Here is a 23,502-nt window from a genome sequence, read left to right on the forward strand (position 1 = left end):
CACTGAACGCGCCCCGCCGCGATCCGGCTTACCGCCCGCCCTTCATCGAGTAGTCGTGGAGCCGCTCACGGACCTCCGCTTGTGACATCGCGGCGATCTGCTCCAGCAACCCATCGATGTCCTCATCGTCATCGGTCGGCGCTGCGGAGACAGGGTTGTGCCGCGCAGAGGCCGCCTCCGCCGCGAACTGTCGCAGCGTCGGGAACTCGAACAGCGAGCGGATCGACAGTGCCATGGACAGACGGTCCTCGACGCGGGCGATCACCTGCGTCGCCAGCAAGGAATGGCCCCCCAGCTCGAAGAAATTATCGTCGCGTCCGACCCGGTCGAGACCCAGCAACTCCCGCCAGACCGACGCGATCGACTCCTCGATTTCGCCCTGCGGAGCCTCGTAATGTCGCGTGCGATAGGAAGTCGCATCCGGAGCGGGCAGCGCGCGCTTGTCGAGCTTCCCGTTCGCGGTCACAGGCAGGCTCTGCACTTGCACGAATGCGTTGGGAACCATGTACTCAGGTAGCGCCGCGCGCAGATGCCGCTGCAGCTCCTCGACACCCGGCGCGGCCTCGCGAGCGACGAAGTAGGCCACCAGGCACGGCTCACCTCGAGGGTCGTCGCGCACGATGACTGCCGCATCTTCGATCCCAGGGTGCGCATCGAGTTGGCTGGCGATGTCCTCCAGCTCGATGCGATAGCCGCGCAGTTTCACTTGATCGTCGTTGCGGCCCAGATATTCGATGCTGCCGTCGTCACGCCACCGGGCCAGGTCGCCGCTTTTATATAAAGAGGAGAGCTCGGCACGGAATGGATTGGGCGAGAATCGCTGGTGCGTGAGCTCGGGTCGATTCGCATATCCACGCGCGACGCCTTCGCCGCCGATGTATATCTCCCCCGGCACGCCGACGGGCACGATCTGCCGGCCGGCGTCGAGGATATAGACCTGACGGTTCTGCATCGGCCGGCCGATGTGCGGTGGACCGTTATCGCCTCGCAGGCGGGCGTAAGTCGTGTCCACGGTGCTCTCGGTCGGCCCATACACGTTGAAAAACTCGGTGCCGGTCGCTTGCGAGAGCGTGCGCCATAGTGGCCCGTCGATGGGCTCGCCGCCGACCAGTACCAGTTGCGGCCGATGACCCTCCTGCCGCGTGAGCAAGCCAGCCGACAGCCAGGCTTTCAGCTGCATCGGCGTGCAATCGATGGCATCGATGCGCTGACGATCGATGAAGCTCAACAGCAGGCTCGGATCCCATCGACAGGCCTGCGGCACCATGACCACGGTGCGTCCCGACAACAATTGCATGTACTGTTTGACTGAAGCATCGAAGCTCAACGACGCGTTGACCGCGACGCGCTCGCAGGCTCCGCATTGTCGATAGATCGCTTCGAGTCCCTGCCACAGACTCAGCACATTGCGGTGTTCGATCATCACGCCCTTGGGGCGGCCCGTGGAGCCCGAGGTGTACAGCGTGTAGGCGAGATTGCGCGATGTCACACCGATGGAGCGCGGGTCGATATCGCCGTCCGCCTCCTGTTCGATCCGTTGCCACTGCGCATCGACGGCGATCGAGGGAATGCTGGTGTCGGGCAGTCGGGTCTGTAGATACAAATGAGTGAGGATGGCGCGGGGCGCGGCGTCTTCCAGAATGTGCTTCAGTCGAGCCGCGGGATAGTCCGGATCCAGCGGCACGTAGGCCGCACCTGCCTTCAGCGTGGCGAGAATCGCGATCATCACATCGATGCCACGCTCCATGCAGATGCCCACCAGTTCGCCGGAGCCGATGCCGGCCTCGCGCAGATGACGCGCCAGCTGATTGGACATGGCGTTCAGCGCGCCGAAGCTGAGCGAGCGGTCCTGATAGACGACGGCCGGCACGCCGGGAATGCGGCGGGCCTGCGCCTCGAACAGCTCGTGAATCAGCTTGTCGTGAGGGTAGGGCGCGCCGGTCGCATTGAACGTATCGGTCAGGCGGTGGCGCTCGGGGACGGGCACATAAGGCACCGTGGCAAGCGACTGGCTGGTGTCGTTCGCCATCGAGTGCAGCAGGACCTTGAAACAATCGACCCAGCGACGCACGGTCGAAGCATCGAACAGATCCGTTGCGTAGTTGAGCGCGCCAGCAATGCCGTCCGCAGTCTCCTGCAGCGACAGCGTCAGGTCGAAGTGGGCCATGTGCAACGGTACTTCCTGAGCCTCCAGTTGCAGACCCGACAGGCCCGGCGTCGGGCGAGAGGCGCTCTGGAACACGAACATCACTTGAAATATCGGCGCGTGCCGCAGGCTGCGGGTGGGTCGCAACGCCTTGACGATTTGATCGAACGGCACGTCCTCGTTGGCGAACGCATCGAGCATGACCCGCTTCACTCGCTGCAGCAGCGCGGTCACGCTCGAGTCGGGCTGGACGCTCAGGCGCAGCGGCAGCGAGTTGACGAAGAAGCCGATGAGACCTTCCAGCTCGGCGCGGCGTCGATTCGCCACCGGCATGCCGATGACGATGTCGTCCTGGCGGCTGAGCTTCGAGAGCAACAGCAGCCAGCCGGCGTACAGCGCCATGGTCGCTGTCATGTCGTGCTGCCGAGCCAATGTTTGTAAATCCGCGGTGAGCTCGCGGCCGAGATTCACCGGCTCGCTCGAGCCGCGATAGCTTTGCACGACGGGACGTGGGCGGTCCGTCGGCAGTTCGAGCAACTCGGGGCTGCCTTGCAGGTGCTGAATCCAGTACTGCAGCTGTCGCTGCACTTCGGGCCCCGCCACCCAGCGCCGCTGCCATTGAGCGTAGTCGGCGTACTGAATGGGCAATGCTGGCAACGTGCTCGGGCGATTCGCGCGAATGTCGTCATACGACGCACCGAGATCATCGAGCAGCACGCCCAGCGACCAGCCATCGGAAACGATGTGATGCATCGTGAGCAGCAGCACGTGCTCATCGGCTTGCGTGCGAATCAGCAGACCACGAATGAGCGGGCCGGCGCGCAGATCGAACGGTGTTGAGAACTCCTCACGCAGCCGCCTCGCTGTCGCCACTTCGCGCGCCGCGCTGTCGAGCCGGTCGAGGTCGATTCGTCGCAGCTCGAGCTGCGCGGTGGCGACGATCTTCTGTTCGGGCTCCTCGCCGACCTGGTCGAAATGAGTGCGCAGGATCTCGTGACGTTTCAGCAGCTGGTTGAGCGCCCCCTGCAGGGCCGAATAGTCCAGTTCGCCTCGCAGGCGCAGGGCGAGCGGAAGGTGATAGCTGGCGTTGGAGCCTTCGAGACGATCGATGAACCACAAGCGCAGCTGCGCGCCCGACAGGACCAGCGCCGAGTTTCTATCGACGCGGTCGATCGGCACGCTGCTGGATGCCGCGGTCGCAAGCTTGGCTGCCACGCCCGCCACCGTGGGAGCCTCGAAGAAATCGAACACGGATAGCTCCACGCCTAGATCGGCCTGCATGCGGGCGAGAATGCGCACCGCCGACAGTGAGGTGCCGCCGAGACGGAAGAAATCAGTGGTCACGCCCACGTCCTGCGCATCCAGATCGAGAATATCCGCCCAGAGATCCGTCAGCGTGCTTTCCAACTCGGTGCGCGGTGCTGTTTGCTCTTGCTCGACGGGCGGTGCCGAGGCGCAACTGGTGCCAAGCTCGCTCAGCAGGATCGACAGATCGCTCAAGCGATAGGCGGTCTCATGCCACTGGTGGCGCGTCGTGTCGTCTTGCTTGCTGTGTGAGTCGGCGCGAGGCGTATCCTCCGTTGGCGCCGCAAGCGTCGTCGAGCGCTCGATCAGACCGCGTAGCGCGTCTCGTGGAATCACGAAGCTGGCCGTGTCGTCGGTCTCGGCTGGAACGCGAAACTCATGGAGGCACTGCTCGAGAAACTGCCAGGCCGGGACATTCTTGCGCGTGCGGGTGAAGGGCAGCACGACCTGCGAGCGTCCGCTGTCACGGGCAATTTGTGCCAGTTGCTCGACGATATGATGCTCGACCTTTCTGCCAAGCGCACGGCAACTGAGCACGAAGGTATCGACCTCGACAGCATCGTCCGTCAGCCGGTACAGCACTGCGCCGACCAGACCGTAATCGCCGAATCGATCCTGGACTCGAATCGTGAGTCCCGCGAGCTCGGCACCGTCCAGCAACCGCTGCAGCTCGCTGGCCGAGCGACGGATGCCCGTCAAGTTGAACTGATTGGTCCGCTGCACGAGCTCGGCGACACGAGGCAGAGTGCCGGGCTCGATGACTGACATCTGGACGTTGAGTTGCAGCGAGGCGAGGAACTGATCGAGACCGCTGGCACTGGCGAGTGCCTCGTTGCGTGCACGATTCTCTTTGTACTGCTCGGTGCGTCGTCGTGCTTCGTCGGTGACCGCTACCCGATCGAATGCCCAGGTGCGACTCATGAAATCGGTCATTGCTGCGGGATCCTGCGGAAACTGCAGGGTCAGGACGGCGGGGCAATTCGCCCGCACCTCCGCGCATTCGAGCGAGCTGTCGTCGATGAAGATGAAACTATCGAGCCCAAGGTCCAGCTCACGCGCGAGCGCATGCAGGTTGCTCGACTTGGGCTGCCAATTCACCCGCGAGGCCACCACGTGCTCGAGGCGCAGCGGCATGTCGGTACGAGCAGCGAACACCGCTTCCAGATCGGCGGGATTGTTCTTGGTGCATAGACATAGAAGCATGCCGGCATCGTGCTGCTCGACCAGCAAGCGTTGAAACGCCGCATGCGCCGGTGTGATCGTCACGCCCGACGCGCCATCCTCGCCGCAAACACCTTTCCACAAGGTGTTGTCGCAATCCACGGCGATCACTTTGTAACGCGACCGGAGCAGCACGCCGATGCGACGTGCGAACAGCGAGGCAAGCGCGGCGAAGTAACGGTCCGTGTAGGGAATATGGCCGAGGCGGTCGGAGGCGGGATCTTCGAACGACGGCAGTGCATACATCCGGAGCAGCTCGGCGTGATCCCAGCAATGGGTGTGCGCGAGGTGCTGGAGACGGGCGCGCAGCGTGCGCTGAATGGTTTCCAGCGGCTCGCGGTACTCAGCCGGCAACGAGCTCGACACCGGGCAGAAGAAAACCAGGTTCTGCGCCGAGCTGCGTTCGCGTAACGCTTCCAGGCCCTGCGCCAGCTCCTCGCAGGTCCGAGTGACATGTTCGACATTGCTCTTCAGGCCCTCGGCCAGGCGCGCCGAAATCCAGTCCTCCAGGCGCAGCAGCAGAATGTTGTAACCGCCCTGGTTGCGCGCGAACATGCTGTTCGGGTCGAGGACTTCCTGCAGGATCTGCGCATACGGTGCCAGGGAAAGCTGGGCGTCGATGCCGAGGCGGTCCATCCAAAACGCGAGCGGCCGTTGCAGCGGATCGGCCGTGAAGGTTGCGGCGATCGCCATCCGGGTCGAACTGGCCTGATTCATCTACAAAGCTCCTGAGCTTAATGATTGCCTGCGGGCAATGGGATCGAGTCGTCGGGAGGCCGGTTCCGGGCCGCCGCCTCCCTGCGAACGGCCATGATGGGAAGTTAGGTTACGACTGGTAGTCGTTAACCGCCGTTAGCGATCCTCGGACGCGGGTCACCGGATTCCAAAGGACGGGTGTGGTGCTGTTAAGCCAGGAGCCTAGCCGTTGAATTTATCGACGTTTTCTTGCTCGCCCGTTCCGAACGCGCGCGCCGCGAGGCCGACACACGGGGAGGTATCCGAGACGGTATGCGGGCGCGGATATTCGAGCCGGTCATGGAAAATTGGCAAACGGCCGGCATCGGCAGGGTTGGATCGCGAGGCTGTACCGGTCCACTCGACATGAAATCCACGGGCGCCGACGTACGTATGCAGTGGGGGGTGAGAATTCCCCTGCGCGATGGCATTCATCTGAACGCGATCCTGTATCTGCCGCCGGAACCGCTGGAGCCGCGGCCGGTTATCTTCACCCTGACGCCCTACGTGGCCCAGACCTCTCATGACCGTGGCCTGTATTTCGCCAGTCACGGCTATCCGTTCCTTTGCGTCGATGTGCGGGGCCGCGGCGACTCTGAAGGTGAGTTCGAGCCGCTGATCAACGAAGCGCGCGATGGCTTCGACATCACGGAGTGGCTCGCGACCCAGCCCTACTGCAACGGAAAGGTCGCGATGTGGGGCGGTTCATATTCCGGCTACACGCAGTGGGCGACGGCTCGGGAACATCCGCCGCATCTAGCGACGATCGTGCCGGCCGCGGCGCCGTTCATCGGTGCCGACTTTCCCGGTCGGAGCAACCTGCCCACGCCGTACCTGATGCAATGGCTGACGCTGGTATGGGGGCGCACGTCGCAGGACAAGCTGTTCTGGAAGAACGAGCTCTATTGGGGGGAGCGCTTCCGGCAATGGTTCGAATCCGGTGCCGCCTTCCGGGATCTGGATAGGCAACTCGGCAGTCCGTCGCCGGTGTTTCAACGCTGGCTGGAGCACCCGTTCCAGGACGCGTACTGGGATCGTTACAACCCGACGGCGCAGCAGTACGCGAACATGTCGCTGCCGGTGTTGACCATCACGGGTTGTTACGATGGCGATCAGCCGGGCGCACTGGCTCATTACGCCGAGCATCTGAAACATTGCCCGGTGGAGATTCGGAGTCGTCATTACCTGGTCATCGGTCCCTGGGATCACGCCGGCACGCGCACGCCGGCGACGCAGTTTGGTGGGCTGGAGGTCGGTGCGGCCAGCATGGTCGATCTGCCCGCGCTCCATCTGCAATGGTATGCGTGGACCCTGCAGGGCGGTCCGAAGCCGGAATTCCTGCGCAAGAACGTCGCCTACTACCTCATGGTCGCGGATCAGTGGCGGTATGCGGATACGTTGGAGGAGGTCACGCGGCAGCACGAGCCGCTGTATCTCAGCTCCACGGTCAATCCCACCGACGTGTTTCATTCCGGCACGTTGGGAGCGGCGCCGGCGACGAACAGCGGGCCGGATCATTACGTTCACGATCCTCGCGATCTCGGTCGCGCGTCGCTCGAGAGCACGGTCGATCCGCAAAGTCGCGTCGATCAGCGCATGCTGTTCGCGTCGGTGGGCAAGCTGCTCGTGTATCACAGCGCGCCTTTTGAACGGGATACCGAGGTCAGCGGCTTCTTCAAATTGTCCGCCTGGCTGTCGATCGATCAGCCGGACACGGATTTTCGAGCGTGGGTGTACGACGTCGCCATCGACGGCGGTGCCACCCAACTGTGCTTCGATTCGATCCGGGCCCGCTATCGACTGGGCCTGCGTGAGCCGGTGCTGGTGAACACCGATCAACCGTTGCGGTACGACTTCGAACGTTTCATGTTCGTCTCCCGTCTGATCCGCAAGGGACACCGCCTGCGCTTGGTGATCGGTCCGTTGCATTCCATCTACAACCAAAAGAACTACAACACCGGCGGCGACATCGCTTCACAAACCGTGGCCGATGCGCGCCCGGTCACGGTGCGGTTGTTTCACGATCCGTCCCATCCGAGCGTGCTACAGGTGCCGATCGGCTCATGAATGGAAGGAGCGCACCGTCTCGAGCATCACCGGAAACGGATCGGCCGCGCCGATATCGGTAACCGAGCTGGTTTGATCGGTGCGCATGCGGGGCAGGCGCGGTTTGGAGAACTGCGCGCCGCGCCGGCCTTGCAGCTGATCGCACAGCGCTTCACCTGCTGCCTTGGCGACCGCGTATTCGGCGAAGCCCGTTTCGGGCTGGCCGACGAAAACCGAAGAGGGATAGAGAAAGCGCACTGGCTGTCGCCTGCTGGTGCGTGCCTCTAGAACGCGATCCACCAGTCCGGCGAATGCCGTGACGTACATTCGCACGAACTTGTCGAACAGGATCGCATCCCAGCGCTCGAGGTTCATGACGATGGGCGAGGAAGCAAAGAAATAGACATGACTGGGTGCCGCGCTCGCCAGCCAGCGTGAGTCGTCGAGGGCGGATCGTCCGAGCACGTCGAGCGGCTGGGCCGTGCACTGATAGCCGAGTTCATCGGCTTCGGCGCAGACCCGACGTGCATCGTCGGCGCCTCTGGAGTAAGTGATGGTCACGTTCGCACCGCCAGCGGCCGCGATCTTCGCGGTCAACTCGCCGAGCCCCCGGGAGCCACCGACGACCAGGACGCGATGTCCGGCAAACAGGCGCGGCGGAACCGCTGTGGCGATCTCACGCAAGGGGCGCTGGGCCACCGGGCGTGCTCGAAAGAATGCCTCGATGGTGCCATTCAGGTGCGCACCCGCCACTTGCAAGCGAATCATCTGCAAGCGTTGCTCCGTGCCCTGCACGTGATAGTGCATGGCTTGAGGGGTCGAGCCCGCCGACGATCGCTGCAGTTTGAAGCCGGAGTAAATCGAATGCAGACCGGGGCAGCGCATGCCGATGATCTGTGTGGTCGCGAGCAGGTCCGCGATCCAGCCGTGATGAGGCAGGGCCGCGAGTGATGGAAACAATGCGCCGAGCAGCGTGCTGGAGAGCTGCAGTGGCACCTTGCCTTCGCGCACCGGGGGCGGGAACTCGATCTCATCGGCAACCGTCGGCGCGAACTCTGTGTTTGCGATCGGGCACTCGGGCATGAATCCCGGCTGCAATTCGATCGTGACAGTGAACGCCGGTGCTCCGGCGGCCGCACCGTTGACGCGGATCCTGTTTCCCTGGGCGTTCACCTGGAGGCTGACTCGCGTGTCTGAAGTGACGGCGTTGTTGAACGTTGCGCTCAACAAGGCCGGTGTCTGTCCTTGCAGCAATCCGCGCCGGGCGAGCTCATCGAGAACACGAAGAAACAAATGAATACCGTGCGTGACGGTACCGCCGAACCGCAGTCGACGGGCGCCGACCGCGTCGATGTGCAGAGGGTTGCAGTCGCCACTCAGGCGCGAGAACGCGACGCTATCCGCCAGCGACACCGCAAATTCCGTGGTGAAGTCCGTCATCCTGTCGCCCGCCGCTGAAAAGGGGGAGCGAAGATACGCTCGACGCGTCGACGGCGACAATCCGCGCGCAGCAGCGCGCTCTCATGTATCGCTGGATATATGAGAGCCGACGCAGCTCTTGTGAAATTCCCAACAGTCCTCCCTCTGTCACTCGCCGACGTTCCGCCCTGCATGCCGGTAAATTCACAGTAGCGAACCTGCACCGCGTCAACCATCGGCGGTGCTGTTGCCAGTGAGTGCGCGCATAGATCGTTGATGGCAAGAACAATTCGGCGCCGATGCGAGCGCTGTACCTCGGGTTCACGATCGGACCGCGAGTGTTGCGCGCCGTTGTGGCCAGACAATGAAACGACAGGATGAATTGCTTCCCGTTGCCGGCCTTTGGTATTCGTCGCTGCCGCTCGCGCAGGCGGGTTGTGATCGAGTACATGGAGGACGGACGACGATGACGAATTCTTCCGGGGCCGCAAGCAAGCGCGCGAACCTTTCCCCCGAACAGGCAAAGCTGCTGGAGCTGATGCTCGAGAAGCGGACCGCGAAATCACGGATCAGGCCGCAGCCGCGCGAACAGGTCGGCAATGTGACGCGTGCGCCGGCGTCGTGGGCTCAGCAACGGCTGTGGTTCTTCGATCAGCTGCAGGGAAGCAGCGCCGCCTACAACATTCCTTTGTCGCTTCGTCTCGCCGGCGCGCTCGATGAGCCGGCCTTGCGTCGCGCGCTCGATGCGATCGTGCAGCGGCATGAGGTCCTGCGTACCAGCTTTGTCAGTGTCTCGGGCGAAGCGCACCAGGAAATCGCCACGTCCGTCGCCTTCGAGCTGCGCCTGATCGATCTCACCGGACATCCCGAATCGCAGCGGGAGAGCAGAGTTCAGCAGCATCGGCGCGACGAGATGCACACGCCGTTCGATCTGCGGCAGCGGCCGCTCATTCGTGGCCGGCTGTTGCGATTGCAGCCGCAATCACACGTGCTGTTGATCACCATGCATCACATCGTGTCGGACGGCTGGTCCACCAATGTGTTGATTCGCGAGCTGACGCAGCTGTACAGCGCGTTCGCGAGCGGTGCCGAAGCGACGCTCGAGCCACTGCCCATTCAGTATGCCGACTATGCGCAATGGCAGCGTCAGTGGCTGCGGGGAGAGGTACTCGATCAGCAGATGCATTACTGGCGCACGGCGCTCGAAGGCGCCGCCTCGCAGGTCGATCTGCCGACGGACCGGCCGCGTCCCGCCATCCAGGATCATCGGGGGCAGAGCGTTCCGCTGATTGTCGACGAGGCGCTCAGTGCGCGTTTGCGTGCGCTGGCACAACGGCACGGCATGACGCTCTTCATGGCGTTGCACGCGGCGTGGGCATTGCTGTTGTCGCGGCTCAGCGGACAGGAGGATATCGTCGTAGGCACGCCGGTGGCGAACCGGCGTCGTGCGGAGGTGGAAGGGCTCATCGGCTTTTTCATCAACATGCTGCCGCTGCGAGTGAGCGTGCCAGCGGGGCTCGAGCTCGATGCGTTCCTTAAGCAGGTCAAGCAAGCGACGCTCGGCGCGTACGATCATCAGGACACCCCTTTCGAACGGCTGGTGGAGGAGCTGAAGCCGGAGCGTACGTTGAGCCGGCATCCGATCTTTCAGACGGTATTTGTATTGCAGAACGCGCCTCGCGACGAGCTGCGTCTGCATGGCCTCGAGGTCACGCAGGATGCGACCGAGAACGACGCCGCCAAATTCGATCTGCAACTGGTGCTGGAGGAGCGGGGCACGAGCATCGGTGGCGCGTTGTCGTATGCCGAAGCGCTGTTCGATCGTCGCACTGTCGAACGCTGGAGCGCCTGCTATCTGACGTTGTTGAACAGCATGACGGAGGCCGCGCATGCCCCGATTGGCACGCTCGAGCTGCTGCCGCGCTCCGAATATCACCTGGTGGTTGAAACATTCAACGACACCGGGATGCCCTATCCGCGCGAGAAGTTGCTGCATCAGCTGTTCGAGGAGCATGCGCGCCGCACACCAGGGGCGTTGGCGCTGACCTATCGAGGCGTGGCGCTGAGCTATGCCGAGTTGAACTCGCGTGCCAATCGGCTCGCACGCTTCCTGCGAACGCTCGGCATCGGGCCCGATCGACTGGTCGGCTTGTGCGTCGAGCGTGGCATCGAGCTGATGGTCGGTGTGCTCGGAGTGTTGAAAGCCGGTGGCGCCTACGTGCCGCTCGATCCTCACTATCCGACGGACCGGCTGGCGTACATGTTGAACGATGCCGCTCCGAGCGTGCTGCTGACGAACGAGCGCTTGAAAGGCGGGCTGCCGGAAACGCCGGCGCGTGTGGTAGCGCTCGATGCCGATTGGCACGAGATCTGCGCCCACCAGGATGCGGACCTGGATGCCGCCGAGATTGGCGTCGGGCCGAATCACCTGGCGAATGTGATTTACACCTCGGGCTCGACCGGCCGGCCCAAAGGCGTGATGGTCCCGCACCGGGGCATCTGCAATCTGGCGGTGACCCAGCTCGGCCCTCTGGAGGTGCGCGCGGATAGCCGCTTTCTGCAGTTCGCGTCCGTGAGCTTCGATGCGTTCACGTGGGAATGGACCTCGAGCTACAGCGCCGGTGCCTGTCTGTGTCTGGCGGATCGTGATGAGCTGGCCGCGGGCGAGCCGCTGCGAGCGACGTTGCAAAGCCAGGGGATCACGCATGCCATCCTCTCGCCCATCGTGCTCGCGGCGATGCCGGGCACCGAGGGGCTCGCGTCGTTCAGGTCGATTCTCGCCGGCGGCGATGTTTGTACTGAGAGCCTGGTGCAACGATGGGCGCCGGGGCGACGCTTCCTGAATGGCTACGGCCCGACGGAAATCAGCGTCTGCGCGTCGGTGCATGTGTGCGCTGCTGATGAAGCTGGCAATCCGCCGATTGGCCGGCCCATCGCCAACTCGAGAATCTATATTCTGGATGCTTATCACCAGCCGGTGCCCGTCGGGGTGTGCGGCGAGATCTACATCGCCGGGGCGGGGGTGACGCGCGGATATCACAATCGACCGGCATTGACCGCCGAGCGTTTCGTCGCCGATCGCTTCGGCACCGACGCCCGAGTGCGGATGTACCGCACCGGCGATCTCGGTCGCTGGCGTCCCGATGGTTCCGTCGAATATCTGGGCCGCAACGACCATCAGGTCAAGATTCGCGGCGTACGCATCGAGCTCGGTGAGATCGATGCGCAATTGATCCGGCACCCGGGCATTCGTGAGGGCGCGGTAATCGCACGTGAAGATGTTCCTGGCGACCGGCGCCTGGTCGCCTACTTCGTGCCGGAGGCGGCGGAGCAGGTGAGCGTCGAGGACGTTCGCGCCCATCTGAAGGCGCTGCTGCCCGAGCACATGATTCCAAGCGCGTTTGTCATGCTGGAGCATTTGCCCGCTACGCCCAACGGCAAGCTGGATCGACGCGCGCTACCCGCGCCGGATGCGGCGGCCTATGTCCGGCGCAGCTATGAGGCGCCGGTGGGCGCTGTGGAGGAAAGTGTCGCGGGCGTGTGGCAAGCGCTGCTGCACGCGGAACGCGTTGGCCGCCGCGACAATTTTTTCGAGCTGGGCGGACATTCCCTGTTGATCGTGCAGATGATGGAGCGGCTGCGGCGTCTGGGCCTGTCGGCGGAGGTGCGAGACGTGTTCGAGAGTCCGACCCTGGCGGACCTCGCGCAGACATTGCAATCGGAGGCGATGGAACAGTTCGAGGCGCCGCCGAATCTGATTTCCGCGGACTGCGAGGTGATCACGCCGGCCCTGCTGCCCTTGATCGATCTGAGCCAGGCGGAAATCGATCGCATCGTCGCGGCCGTGCCCGGCGGAGCGCGCAACGTGCAGGATATCTATCCGCTTGCGCCGCTGCAGGAAGGCATCCTGTTTCATCATCTGCTGAAGGAAACCGGCGGCGATGCATATGTGCTGCCGAGAGCGTTCGCAATTGTCAATCGCGATCGGCTCGACGATCTGATCGCGGCGGTACAGACCATCATCGATCGGCACGATGTGCTGCGCACGGCGGTACGGTGGGAACAATTGTCGCGCCCGGTTCAGGTCGTGTATCGACGGGCGCTGCTGCCGGTCAGCGAAGCGCCACTGGATGCGACCCGGCCAGTGCCGGAGCAGATCCAGGAGTGGATGTCGCCGCAGCGGCAGCGACTGGATATTCGTCAGGCACCTCTGCTACGACTGCAGTGGGCGATGGACCCGAGCGGCGATGGACGATGCTACGCCATGCTCCAGCTGCATCACATGACCATCGATCACGTCGCCTTGCAGATCGTCACGACCGAGATCGTCGAGTGCATGGAGCGACGGGAGCACAGCGACTCCAATCTCGCGGCATATCGCAATCACGTGGCGCAGTCGCTGGCGTATGCGCGCAAGCATGACGCGAATGCATTCTTTAGGGAGCGGCTCGGCGATGTCGATGAGTCGACGGCACCTTACGGACTGCTCGATGTGCATGGCGACGGCACTCAGATCGAGCACGCCCGATTGAAATTCGAGCCGGAACTCTCCCTGCGGATTCGCGGCGAGGCGCGCCGCCAAAGCGTGAGTGCGGCAACGCTGTTTCATGCGGCTTGGGCGCTAGTAGTGGCGCGCACCAGCGGTCGCGACGACGTCGTGTTTGGCAGCGTGCTGCTCGGCCGGTTGCAAGTGAGCTCGGGAGCCCGGCGCACGCTCGGCATGTTCATCAACACATTGCCGCTTCGAGTCCGACTGCAGGAGGTGAGTGCTCGAGGCCTGGTGGAGCAGACTCAGCGAGAGCTGGTGGGTCTGTTAAATCATGAACAAGCTTCGTTGGCGGATGCGCAGCGGTGCAGCGGCATCGAAGGGACCGCACCGCTGTTCAGCGCGCTGCTGAATTTTCGTCACAGCGTGCCCAATCCCGCCGGTGACTGGGGCAGTGTCCAGGGCCTGCAGGTGCTCGCGGGACAGGAGCGCACCAACTATCCGATCACGGTCTCGGTCGACGATCTCGGCGAAGGATTTGGCCTGTCGGTGCTCACCGATGAGAGGGTGAGTCCGCGGCGGGTCGCGGCTTATCTGCAAACCGCGGTCGAATCGTTGATCGACGCGTTGGCGCGAGCGCCGCAGCTGCCTGCGTTGGACCTCGCCGTCGTGCCGGCGGCGGAGCAGCGCGAGCTCATCGAGTCGCTGAACGCGACAGCCCGGGAATATTCGGGCGAACAGTTCGTTCATCGTTTGTTCGAGCAAACTGCCGGGCATTCACCGCAGGCCATTGCCGTCTCTCATGGGAGCGAGCAGCTCACGTATCGCGAGTTGAACGAGCGCTCGAACCGCCTGGCTCGGTGGCTACAAGCTCGCGGCGTGGTGCCCGGCGCGCTCGTGGCGCTCTGCATGGAACGTAGCATCGCGATGGTCGTGGGTGTACTGGGCATCGTCAAAGCCGGTGCGGCGTATGTGCCGCTCGATCCGAACTATCCGCCGGAACGACTGCAGGCCATGCTGGAGGACGCACAGCCCTCGCTGATCCTGACTCAGCGGTCGTTGCAACTGATGGTGCCTGACGCCGACATGAGCGTGTCGCTGGAGGATGTGGCGCCGCAGATCGCGGGCTACGATGCTGACGATCTTCCGTTGACATCGGACGGTTCGGATGCCGATCCCGCCATCTATGTGATCTTCACCTCGGGTTCGACCGGGCGGCCCAAGGGCACGGTCATGGGCCATCGCTCGATGGTCAATCTGCTCGAATGGCACCGACATGAAGCGCGACTGAGCGAGCCGCGCCGAACGCTGCAGTTCGCGGCCCTGAGTTTCGACGTGGCGTTCCAGGAGCTGTTCTCGACGCTGTGCACTGGTGGCACCTTGGTGCTGCTCGATGAACAGGTTCGCAAGGACGCGCGCGCGTTGCTGGACCTGCTGGTCGATGAATCGGTCGAGCGACTGTTCATTCCACCGCTCATGCTGCAGAGCCTGGCCGAATGTTTCGGCACGACGCCGGTCGATGGCTTGCGACTGCGCGACATCATCACCGCGGGCGAGCAGTTGATCGTCAGTGACGAGATCGTGGCATTGTGCCGGCAGCTGCCGTCTTGCCAGCTGCACAATCACTATGGCCCCACCGAGACGCACGTCGTCACCGCGCTGACATTGGCTGGCGAGCCGGCGCAGTGGCCGGCGTTGCCAACGATCGGCCGGCCCATCGCCAATACCCAGATTTATATTCTGGATGCGCAGCGCCGGCCGACGCCGTTCGGAGTCGCCGGTGAAATCCATATCGCCGGTGCCAATGTGGCGAGCGGCTACCTGCATCGCCCCGAGCTGACGGCCGAACGATTCCTGCGCGATCCTTTCAGCGCGGATCCTCGGGCACGCATGTACAAGACCGGCGATCTGGGGCGCTGGCGCGCCGATGGCTCGGTCGAGTACGTGGGGCGCAACGACGATCAAGTCAAGATTCGCGGCTATCGCGTCGAGCTGGGAGAGATCGAGGCCGAGCTGAGGCGGCATCCGGACATTCGCGAAGCTGCAGTCGTGGCGCGCGACGACGGCTCGACCGGCAAACGATTGGTCGCCTACATCACCACCGGCAAGTCGGCCGAGCCGGGCCCCGATGCGCTGCGCCTGCATCTGAAAGAAACGTTGCCGGAGCACATGGTGCCGGGCGCGTTCGTGGTCCTGGACAGCCTGCCGGTGACACCCAGCGGAAAACTGAACAGGCGCGCGCTGCCGGCGCCGGAGGTGAGCGCGTATGGATGCAATGACTACCAGGCACCGGAAGGGGAGGTCGAGCAGGCACTCGCAGCGATCTGGCGGGCGGTGCTCGGCGTCGAGCGCATCGGCCGGCGGGATGATTTCTTCGAGCTCGGCGGCCATTCACTGCTCGCGCTCAAGCTGCTGTTGCGGGTCAATCAGCAGTTCGGCTGTACGCTGCGGGTCACGGATATCTACAAGAATGCGATGCTCCAGGAGCTCTCAGCCAGAATCGGTGGTGTGGCCGCCGAGGACGCCTTTGTCGACCTGGGTCGCGAGGCACGCATCGATCCGAATATCGTGGCGGCGCCGGGATCGGTCCAAGTACCGCCGCGAGCCCTCCTGCTCACTGGCGCCGCCGGTTTCGTCGGACGATTCCTGTTGGCGCAGCTGCTCGAGGACACGGAGGCGACCGTTTACTGCCTGCTACGGGCCGAGTCACGGGCGCACGCGCGCACTCGATTGATCGCGACTCTGTCACATTGGGATTTGTGGCGGCCGGAGTTCGACGCGCGCATCGTCGCACTGCCAGGCGATTTGAAATTGCCGCGTCTGGGTCTGGATCAGCACACCTTCCGGATGCTGGCCGGCACGCTCGATGGCATCTATCACTGCGCCACCAGCATGAATCATCTGGAAACATTCGCCATGGCCCGGGCCGCGAATGTCGACTCCGTCAACGATCTGCTCCGGCTCGCGACCGACGGCCGGCCCAAGGCCATTCACTACATTTCCACCCTCGGCGTGTTCGGCGCCACCGCCGAGGAGCCCCCGCGTCAGGTCGATGAGCAGACGCCGCTCGATCATGAGAAGTATCGGTACTCCCAGGGCTACCTCGCGAGCAAATGGGTTTCGGAAAAAATGTTCCTGATGGCGGCCGAGCGGGGAGTGCCGTGCAATGTGTTCAGACTCGGACTGGTGTGGGCGGATGCGGAGCGCGGACGGTTCGATGAGCTGCAGAACGTGTATCGGGTATTGAAGAGCAGCCTGCTGTCCGGCTATGGCATCGCCGGCTATCGCTATCCGATGCCGCCTACGCCGGTGGATCACGTGGCGCGCGCCATCGTGTTCCTCGGCAACCGGCATGCGCAAGGGCAGGGGATATTCCATATCGGCGCCACCGACCAGCACGTCGACGGCGTGTTCGAGCGCTGTAACGACATTGCCAGCACCTCGTTGCAGCTGCTGCCTCATTACGAGTGGATTCAGCAGATCAAGCGACTGCATCTGGAGGGGTATTCGCTGCCGGCGGTGCCGCTCATCGAGTATGCCTTCTCGATGAACCAGGACACCTTTCAGCGCCACCAGCGCTCGGTGCGCTCGGCGGTGCACGTTCGATTCAGCTTTGAGAAGACGCAGCGGGAGCTCGAAGCGGCGGGCATCGTGACGCCGATGCTGAACGACTCGCTGTTGAGCGGCTGTATCGAGGGAATGCTGTCCCGGGATGCCGAGCTTCGCGAGGCGCACGGGCGTGATGCGACCCGGCGCCGGGCCGGCGGCGCCATGCCGCATTAAAGGGGGGAGTAGTCGGGCGCGTGAATCGGTCTACTTGAATGCACCGGTTCACGCCGCTGTGCACTTGCGCTCAAAACTCGGCTCGCTACGGGAGGAATGGATGGCGGACGGATACCGGACCCTGGACGATAAGCCTTATGAATCGGTGTATCTGCACGCCGAAACCGTGATCGATCATCCCGTGCGGCGCGTCTGGCCCCACGTGCTGAACATCGGTGGCTGGATGTCGGCGCACGACCTGGAGACCGTAGCCGGCGAGCCGGGTAAAGTAGGCCACTTCGAGAAGGTCTTGCCACGGAAGCTGGCGGCGGAAGTCCCCCAACCGCACTATCATATGTACGGGATCGCGGAGATCATTCCGCTGAAGCTGATCGCGCTGGAGGTCATGCCGGAGAAGGGCGGTAGTTATGGCAAAACCCGCCAGTCGATGTCGTTCGACAGCATCCTGTTGAACGATCTGGGCGAACGAACGGCATTGACCTTTCTGATGATCGACGTGTTCGCCGGCAAGGGCGAGCCGGGCTTCTGTGAACGCCGGAAGGAAGAGCTCAAGCATGCCCGCAGTCTGCTGGAGCAGTACTTTGAGAATCTGAAGGGGCTGGTGGAGCAAGGAGGCGCGTAGCGAATCGGGGGACGGATGACATTCGAGGGGTGCGGCGGAGCCGTGCTGTTCGCAATCGGCTTGGGCATCGCGGCGGCCGCGCAGGCGGCGCCGGAATACTCTCTGGACATCCAGCAGCAGTCCCTGCCGAGCGCTCTCAACGCGCTTTCGACTCAAACCGGACTGCAGATCGTCTGGCTCGAGACGATGCCGGCCTATCCAACGGTCGGTCCTTTGCGTGGGCGATTCACCGCCGACGCGGCGATGTCTCAATTGCTGGCGACGACCGGGTTTTCGTTTCTGCGCTCCAACGAGCGAACCATCGTGATCGTCACGCCGAATGCGAACGGATCGTCGCGCAAGCCGACCGCCGCGAGCGTCGTCGTCGATTCGCCGCGGGCTCCGGAGGATAAAAAACGGGGGCCGACCGCCGAGTCCGCCTCGCATGCTTCGTCGCAGCCTCCCGAAGAGATCATCGTCACGGCACAGAAGTATCCCGAGCGCCTGCAGGATGTGCCCATTGCGATTTCGGTGGCGGGCGGCGTCGACCTCGACCCGTCCATCGCCCGAGGTGCCACCGAGGAATTGAACCGGCTCGCCGCGGTAACGGCGCTGACGCTCGCCGTGTCAGGCAGCAATACCGTGCTGTCGGTGCGAGGGGTGTCCGCCACGGGGGCGAATTTCACCGGCTCGAGCCCGATTGCCTACTACCTGGATTTTGTGCCGTTCAGCCTGATCAAGTCGGCATTCGTGCCGGACGTGAATCTCTACGATCTGGAACGGATCGAAGTGCTGCGGGGACCGCAGGGGACGCTGTACGGCGCGAGCGCTCAAAACGGGGTGGTGCGTGTGCTGACTCACGCCGCGGACTCGTCCGCATTCGAGTTCAAGGCGCGCACGTCGATCGCGGCGACCGAGCATGGTGGCACCAGCTCACGGGTGGACTCGACGATCAATGTGCCCGTCATTCCCGATGCATTGGCAGTGCGTCTGGTGGGCGGATATCAACAGTCAGGCGGCTGGATCGATCGACCCTATCGCGCGAATGCGAACGAAGGCGATGTGCGAAATGCGCGCGTGCGCGTCGATGCGACGCCGACGGAATCCTTGTCGCTCGGCTTGTTGTCCTGGAACTCCTGGAGCAGTTACGACGCTTCACCTGCATCCACCGATGGCCGGACGCATCCGTCGTTGATCGAGGATCCCATCGACGTCGATTTCCACGTGACCGGGCTCAAGGCGGAGCTCAAGCTCGGTGACATCTCGTTGTCCAGCGCCACCGGGCATCTGGATTACTCCAGCCTCAGCCACGCCGACTATTCGCTGCTCAACCTGCCGGACACCGTACTCACCACCCATTTGCGATCCGATTCGTTTTATCAGGAGCTCATGGTTCAGTCGGCCGAGCCGGGCGCCTGGCGCTGGTCGCTCGGCGGCATGTATCGCGATGCCAAGGACCGCTTGTATCAATTCCGGCGACAGTATGCGCAGCCCACCGACTACCTCGATTCATCGCGCTCGATGGCGGTGTTCGGGGAGCTGACACGGCGATTGCAGGGCGGGCGGTTCGAGATCACCGGCGGACTGCGTTACTTCGAAGACAATGTTTCCAGTCGGGAAATCTCCCGCGGCACCACCGTCGTGGTATTGCCAAATGAGCTCGTGTTCAGCGAGGCGAGTTTTCACAAGCTGTCCCCACGTGCCGTCTTTACCTGGCACGTCGATGCGAACAGCCTTGCCTACGCGTCATATGGCGAAGGCTTCCGCAGCGGCTTTCCGCAGAATGGCAGCGTGATCGCCACCGCGCCGCAGTTCGGCCCGCTCGAGTCGGACAATCTGAAGAACTATGAGCTGGGCATCAAACACTCATCGGGCGACGGCAGGGTTACCGTGCAGGCCGCGGCGTTCTACATCGAATGGGACGACATTCAACAGCAGCTGGCGGTGAACGTTGGAACGCAGACCGAGCCGGTGAATGTCAGCGCGATGCTCAATGGCGCATCGGCGAGCGGACCGGGTGTGGAACTGACGCTCGACGCCGAGCCCATCGACGGCTTGACGCTCGGCCTCAATGTGAGCTGGAACGATCTGACCCTGGATGAAGCCGTGCTGTCGCGGGGCCTGGTGTTGTTCGACGACGGCGATCGACTCAACACGTCGCCCGAGTATGTCATCGGTGCATCGGCCGGCTACGGGATTGCGTTGAATGACTCTTTGCAGATGCGCCTGTGGCTGTCGGCAAACTACACGTCGTCCTTGGCGCTACACGCGCTCAACGGCGACGAGCGGAAAGTGTCCATCGGAGACACGATTCTGACCAGCCGCGCCGGCATTACGCTCGATGCCACGGATCACTGGAGTGCGCTGGTGTTCGTGGACAATCTGACCAACGAAATGGCCACACCAGTGCGCAACGCAAATCTGCCGCCAGCCTTCGACACCAGCTTGCGCCCGAGGACGGCGGGGATTCAGGTGGAATGCCGGTTCTAATGTCTGTCGGAACACCCAATTGGCTAGCCTGGAATGAATTTCAATAAAAAATAGTCGCGATGTGCCGGCGAAACGGTCGATCGAGGCGAGGTCGTCTTGCATGAACTCCAGGCCCTGGAAGCCGAAGATGATGCCAGGCACGCAGGTTTGTTTTGGCTGCAGCAGGCTCGGCGCCGGCGAAGGGTCGGGACTTCGTGTTTACCAGGTATGCGCCGGGAGTGTCGCTGGGGGTAAGCCCGGGACAGCGTGGCGTCACGGGAAATAAGCTCGAAGATATTCCTGTTAGCGGTGCTTAGATGGTTGCTCCGTGGAAGGCGCTCTGATCATAATGTGAACAAATGAGAATCACTCCCATTTAGGGGATTCTCTTATTTCATGCTCTGATCTAAGGAAGCGCGCTGTGTCGAGTGACCGCCAACGCCAGGATCTGCAGGACACCTTTGTCGAGCACCGCGAGCGTCTGCGGGAAGCGGCGAAGCGCATCGTTGGCACCCGGGATCTCGCCGAGGACGTCTTGCAAGCGTCCTATCTGCGGATCACGGAAACGTCGGCGCACGTCGTCGTTCAGCAACCGCTGAGCTACTGCTATCAAGTAGTACGGCATCTGGCGATCGATCATTGTCGCCGGCGCTCGCTGGAGGCTCAGTTCTTCGTCTCGGAACCGGAGGGCCAAGCGGTGTCCGCGCCGAGTTTTTCACCCGAAGCCAGCGCCATGGGCGGCCAGTTCCTGGCGCGGATCGGCGAAACCCTGGAGCGGCTGCCGGCACGGACGCGCCAGGCATTCATACTGTATCGGCTCGATGGTCTGACGCAACGTGATATTGCTGAACGGCTGGGAGTGTCGGCGACGCTGGTCAATTTCATGATCAAGGACGCGGTCGATGCGTTGAAGGAGTGTCGCGACGGCGTCGAAACGTGACGGCCAGCTGCATAGTGACGGGGAAATTACTTATCATAGGGACGGCGTAGAGGGAGTTTGGTTCGCCGTATGACGGGTAACCCATGCTGGGTCAAATCGACACATGAGCCGTTCTGAACGGAACGAGGCGCTATGGAATGCGGCATGGGAGTGGGTGATCCGGGAGCATGAACAAGTGCTCGACGACGCCGGCCGTGCCGAACTCATTGCCTGGTTGAAGGCGGATCCCGCGCATCGGGCTCACTACGAAGAAGCGCATCGCGTCTGGCTGGGCGCCGCACTGATCCCCCGGCCGCCTTCCTAAACAATCTGCGGCATCGTTCGTCATCTCCTTTGACAGTAGTCCACGGTGGCCGCGCCACCCTCGGCAGACAAGGAGATCCGATGTCGACCAGCTGCTTCGATCGTGAGGACGGCGTCTTCAAGGTGCTCGTCAACCACGAAGAGCAATATTCTCTGTGGCCGCAGTGGAAGCAGATCCCCGGCGGCTGGACCGACACCGGCGTGCAAGGTGACAAGCAGCGCTGTCTCGAGCACGTCGAGAAGGTCTGGACCGACATGCGGCCGCTGTCCTTGCGCAAATGGATGGCGGAGCAGGAGGCGAACAAACAAACCGTCGAACGCTGAGCGGGGTGGCCGTGCTGCCTGTCGCTCTGCTGTGTCTGCCATGGGCGGGGGCCAGCGCCAGCGTGTATCTGCGCTGGCAACATTCCTTACCCCGCTGGCTCCGGGTCGTGCCCGTCGAACTGCCGGGACGCGGCATCCGCATGGCCGAAGCCTTCATGGACGATTTCGACGAGCTCATCGAATGCCTGTGCGAGGCGCACGAGCGCCATAGCGCCGCGCGTTACGCGCTCTATGGCCACAGCATGGGCGGTCTCATCGCGCACGCGATGGCCCTGCGCTGGCGGTCTTTGTCACGACGGCTGCCCGAAGCGCTGTTCGTCTCCGCGAGCCCCGCGCCCAAGCTCCGAAATCCTGCCTACTTCCTCGACAAGCAAACCGATACGGCGCTGCTCGCGGAGCTGCGCAAGCAGGGCGGCACGCCGGCCGAAGTCTTCGATAGCGAGGAACTGCTGCAGATCGCGCTTGAGACCCTGCGCGCCGACTATCGCCTTTGCGGGGGATATCAGTACCGCGACTCTCATCCGCTCGCTGTGCCCATCCATGCATTCGCGGGACGAGAGGATGACATTCACGTGCAACGCATCCTCGCTTGGGAAGCCGAAACCTCGGCCCGATTCTCGGTGCGTTGGTTCGACGGCGGCCACTTTTTCAATCGGCGGCACGAACAGGCGATTCTCGACGACGTAGCGCGAACGCTTTCGTACGAAGGCGCGGAGGTGGCCGGTGTCGACGTCGCCCTGTCTTGAGCGTCGCGCGCCCGCAGGTTCCTCGCTGCCGCTGTTGGTTGAAGCGCGGAGTCGGAGGGAGTCGCTGTCGGAAGGTCTGGCGCTCCTCCGCCCACGAGTGCAACAGATGCTCGATGACGTGGGTGGAATCCTGTTGCGCGGCTTCGCGGTGCCGGGCGTCGATGAGTTTCGTGAATTCGCGACAGCTTTCGGCCAGCCCCTGTTGAGCTACGAGCTCGGGTCGACGCCGCGAACCGCGATCGCCGGCGGCGTGTACACCTCCACGGAGTATCCGGCGCACCAGCACATCCCGTTGCATAGCGAGCAGGCGTACACGCGCGAGTGGCCGATGAAGATCTGGTTTCACTGCGTGACGGCAGCGGCCGTTGGCGGTGAGACGCCGATCGCCGATAACCGCGCGATCTATGCGCGTATGCCGCCGGCAATTCGCGAGCGCTTCGCGGCCGGCGTCCGCTATGTGCGCAACTTCGGCGACTTCGACGTGCCGTGGCAGCAAGTGTTCAATACCGAACGTCGCGAGGACGTCGAAGCACAGTGCCGGCGTGCTCGCATCGGGTGGCAGTGGCAGTCGGGCGGTGAGCTTCGGACGCAGCAGCTGTGCCAGGGCATGGAACGTCATCCGCGAACCGGCGAGTCCGTCTGGTTCAACCAGGCGCACCTGTTTCACAGCTCGAATCTGCAACCGGAAGTGCGCGAGTCGTTGATCGATGCCTTGGGCATTGAAAACATTCCGCGCGATGTGCTGTTCGCGGATGGCACCGCGATTCCGGACGCACTGCTGGATGACATTCGTGGCGTGCTCGCCGAGCAGTCCGTGGTTTTTCCATGGCAGGCCGGCGATGTGCTGATGCTCGACAACATGCGCGTCTCGCACGGGCGCGCTCCATTCAAAGGACCTCGCAAGGTGATCGTGGCGATGGCGGAGCCGCACGACAATCTGAGCTGGGGCGTGCGTCACTCATAAGGGATTCATTGACG

11 protein-coding genes are annotated in these 23,502 nt (G+C 63.2%); 9 read left to right on the forward strand and 2 right to left on the reverse strand.

The genetic code is table 11. The features are described from left to right. Positions 1 to 28: 28 nt before the first annotated feature. Complete coding sequence (locus EKO19_RS26370) at positions 29 to 5,389, reverse strand: non-ribosomal peptide synthetase (protein WP_129780132.1); 5,361 nt, start codon at positions 5,387 to 5,389, stop codon at positions 29 to 31. Positions 5,390 to 5,707: 318 nt separating this feature from the next. Between EKO19_RS26370 and EKO19_RS26375 the strand changes: the two genes are divergently transcribed. Continuing rightward, positions 5,708 to 7,474 (forward strand): CocE/NonD family hydrolase, encoded by a 1,767-nt coding sequence (locus EKO19_RS26375; RefSeq protein WP_157995447.1) that lies wholly within the window; start codon positions 5,708 to 5,710, stop codon positions 7,472 to 7,474. Here EKO19_RS26375 and EKO19_RS26380 read toward each other — a convergent pair. Next, positions 7,469 to 8,893, reverse strand: a complete 1,425-nt coding sequence (locus EKO19_RS26380; protein ID WP_129780136.1) for an SDR family NAD(P)-dependent oxidoreductase — start codon at positions 8,891 to 8,893, stop codon at positions 7,469 to 7,471. The two genes, EKO19_RS26375 and EKO19_RS26380, sit on opposite strands and share 6 nt — an antisense overlap. Before the next feature lie 445 nt (positions 8,894 to 9,338). On the opposite strand from EKO19_RS26380, the gene EKO19_RS26385 reads away from it, so the two are divergent. From EKO19_RS26385 to EKO19_RS26420, 8 genes are all read left to right on the forward strand, one after another. Continuing rightward, positions 9,339 to 17,141 (forward strand): non-ribosomal peptide synthetase, encoded by a 7,803-nt coding sequence (locus tag EKO19_RS26385; protein WP_175597195.1) that lies wholly within the window; start codon positions 9,339 to 9,341, stop codon positions 17,139 to 17,141. 100 nt (positions 17,142 to 17,241) lie between these two features. Further along, complete coding sequence (locus EKO19_RS26390) at positions 17,242 to 17,763, forward strand: hypothetical protein (protein ID WP_129780140.1); 522 nt, start codon at positions 17,242 to 17,244, stop codon at positions 17,761 to 17,763. Positions 17,764 to 17,805: 42 nt separating this feature from the next. Next, complete coding sequence (locus EKO19_RS26395) at positions 17,806 to 20,232, forward strand: TonB-dependent receptor (protein ID WP_175597196.1); 2,427 nt, start codon at positions 17,806 to 17,808, stop codon at positions 20,230 to 20,232. 400 nt (positions 20,233 to 20,632) lie between these two features. Continuing rightward, a complete protein-coding gene (locus EKO19_RS26400) occupies positions 20,633 to 21,151 on the forward strand; it encodes a sigma-70 family RNA polymerase sigma factor (protein ID WP_129780144.1) in 519 nt (172 codons plus the stop codon). A 103-nt stretch (positions 21,152 to 21,254) separates the two neighbouring features. Next, positions 21,255 to 21,455 carry a FecR/PupR family sigma factor regulator gene (locus tag EKO19_RS26405; protein ID WP_129780146.1) on the forward strand — a complete coding sequence of 67 codons (201 nt, stop codon included), beginning with the start codon at positions 21,255 to 21,257 and terminating at the stop codon, positions 21,453 to 21,455. Between the two features lie 80 nt (positions 21,456 to 21,535). Then, entirely contained in the window at positions 21,536 to 21,778 is a 243-nt protein-coding gene (locus EKO19_RS26410) for an MbtH family protein (protein ID WP_129780148.1), read from the forward strand. An 11-nt stretch (positions 21,779 to 21,789) separates the two neighbouring features. Next, entirely contained in the window at positions 21,790 to 22,524 is a 735-nt protein-coding gene (locus EKO19_RS26415; RefSeq protein ID WP_217705598.1) for a thioesterase II family protein, read from the forward strand. After that, complete coding sequence (locus EKO19_RS26420; RefSeq protein ID WP_129780152.1) at positions 22,502 to 23,488, forward strand: TauD/TfdA family dioxygenase; 987 nt, start codon at positions 22,502 to 22,504, stop codon at positions 23,486 to 23,488. Before EKO19_RS26415 ends, EKO19_RS26420 begins: the two co-directional genes overlap by 23 nt. Positions 23,489 to 23,502: the final 14 nt, after the last annotated feature.

This window comes from Peristeroidobacter soli, assembly GCF_004138485.1.
Classification (GTDB): domain Bacteria; phylum Pseudomonadota; class Gammaproteobacteria; order Steroidobacterales; family Steroidobacteraceae; genus Steroidobacter; species Steroidobacter soli.

Coding starts and splice junctions, on each gene's coding strand:
- EKO19_RS26380 (WP_129780136.1), bottom strand. CDS start 8,893: ATGACGGACTTCACCACGGAATTTGCGGTGTCGCTGGCGGATAGCGTC.
- EKO19_RS26390 (WP_129780140.1), top strand. CDS start 17,242: ATGGCGGACGGATACCGGACCCTGGACGATAAGCCTTATGAATCGGTG.
- EKO19_RS26375 (WP_157995447.1), top strand. CDS start 5,708: ATGGAAAATTGGCAAACGGCCGGCATCGGCAGGGTTGGATCGCGAGGC.
- EKO19_RS26410 (WP_129780148.1), top strand. CDS start 21,536: ATGTCGACCAGCTGCTTCGATCGTGAGGACGGCGTCTTCAAGGTGCTC.
- EKO19_RS26370 (WP_129780132.1), bottom strand. CDS start 5,389: ATGAATCAGGCCAGTTCGACCCGGATGGCGATCGCCGCAACCTTCACG.
- EKO19_RS26405 (WP_129780146.1), top strand. CDS start 21,255: ATGAGCCGTTCTGAACGGAACGAGGCGCTATGGAATGCGGCATGGGAG.
- EKO19_RS26385 (WP_175597195.1), top strand. CDS start 9,339: ATGACGAATTCTTCCGGGGCCGCAAGCAAGCGCGCGAACCTTTCCCCC.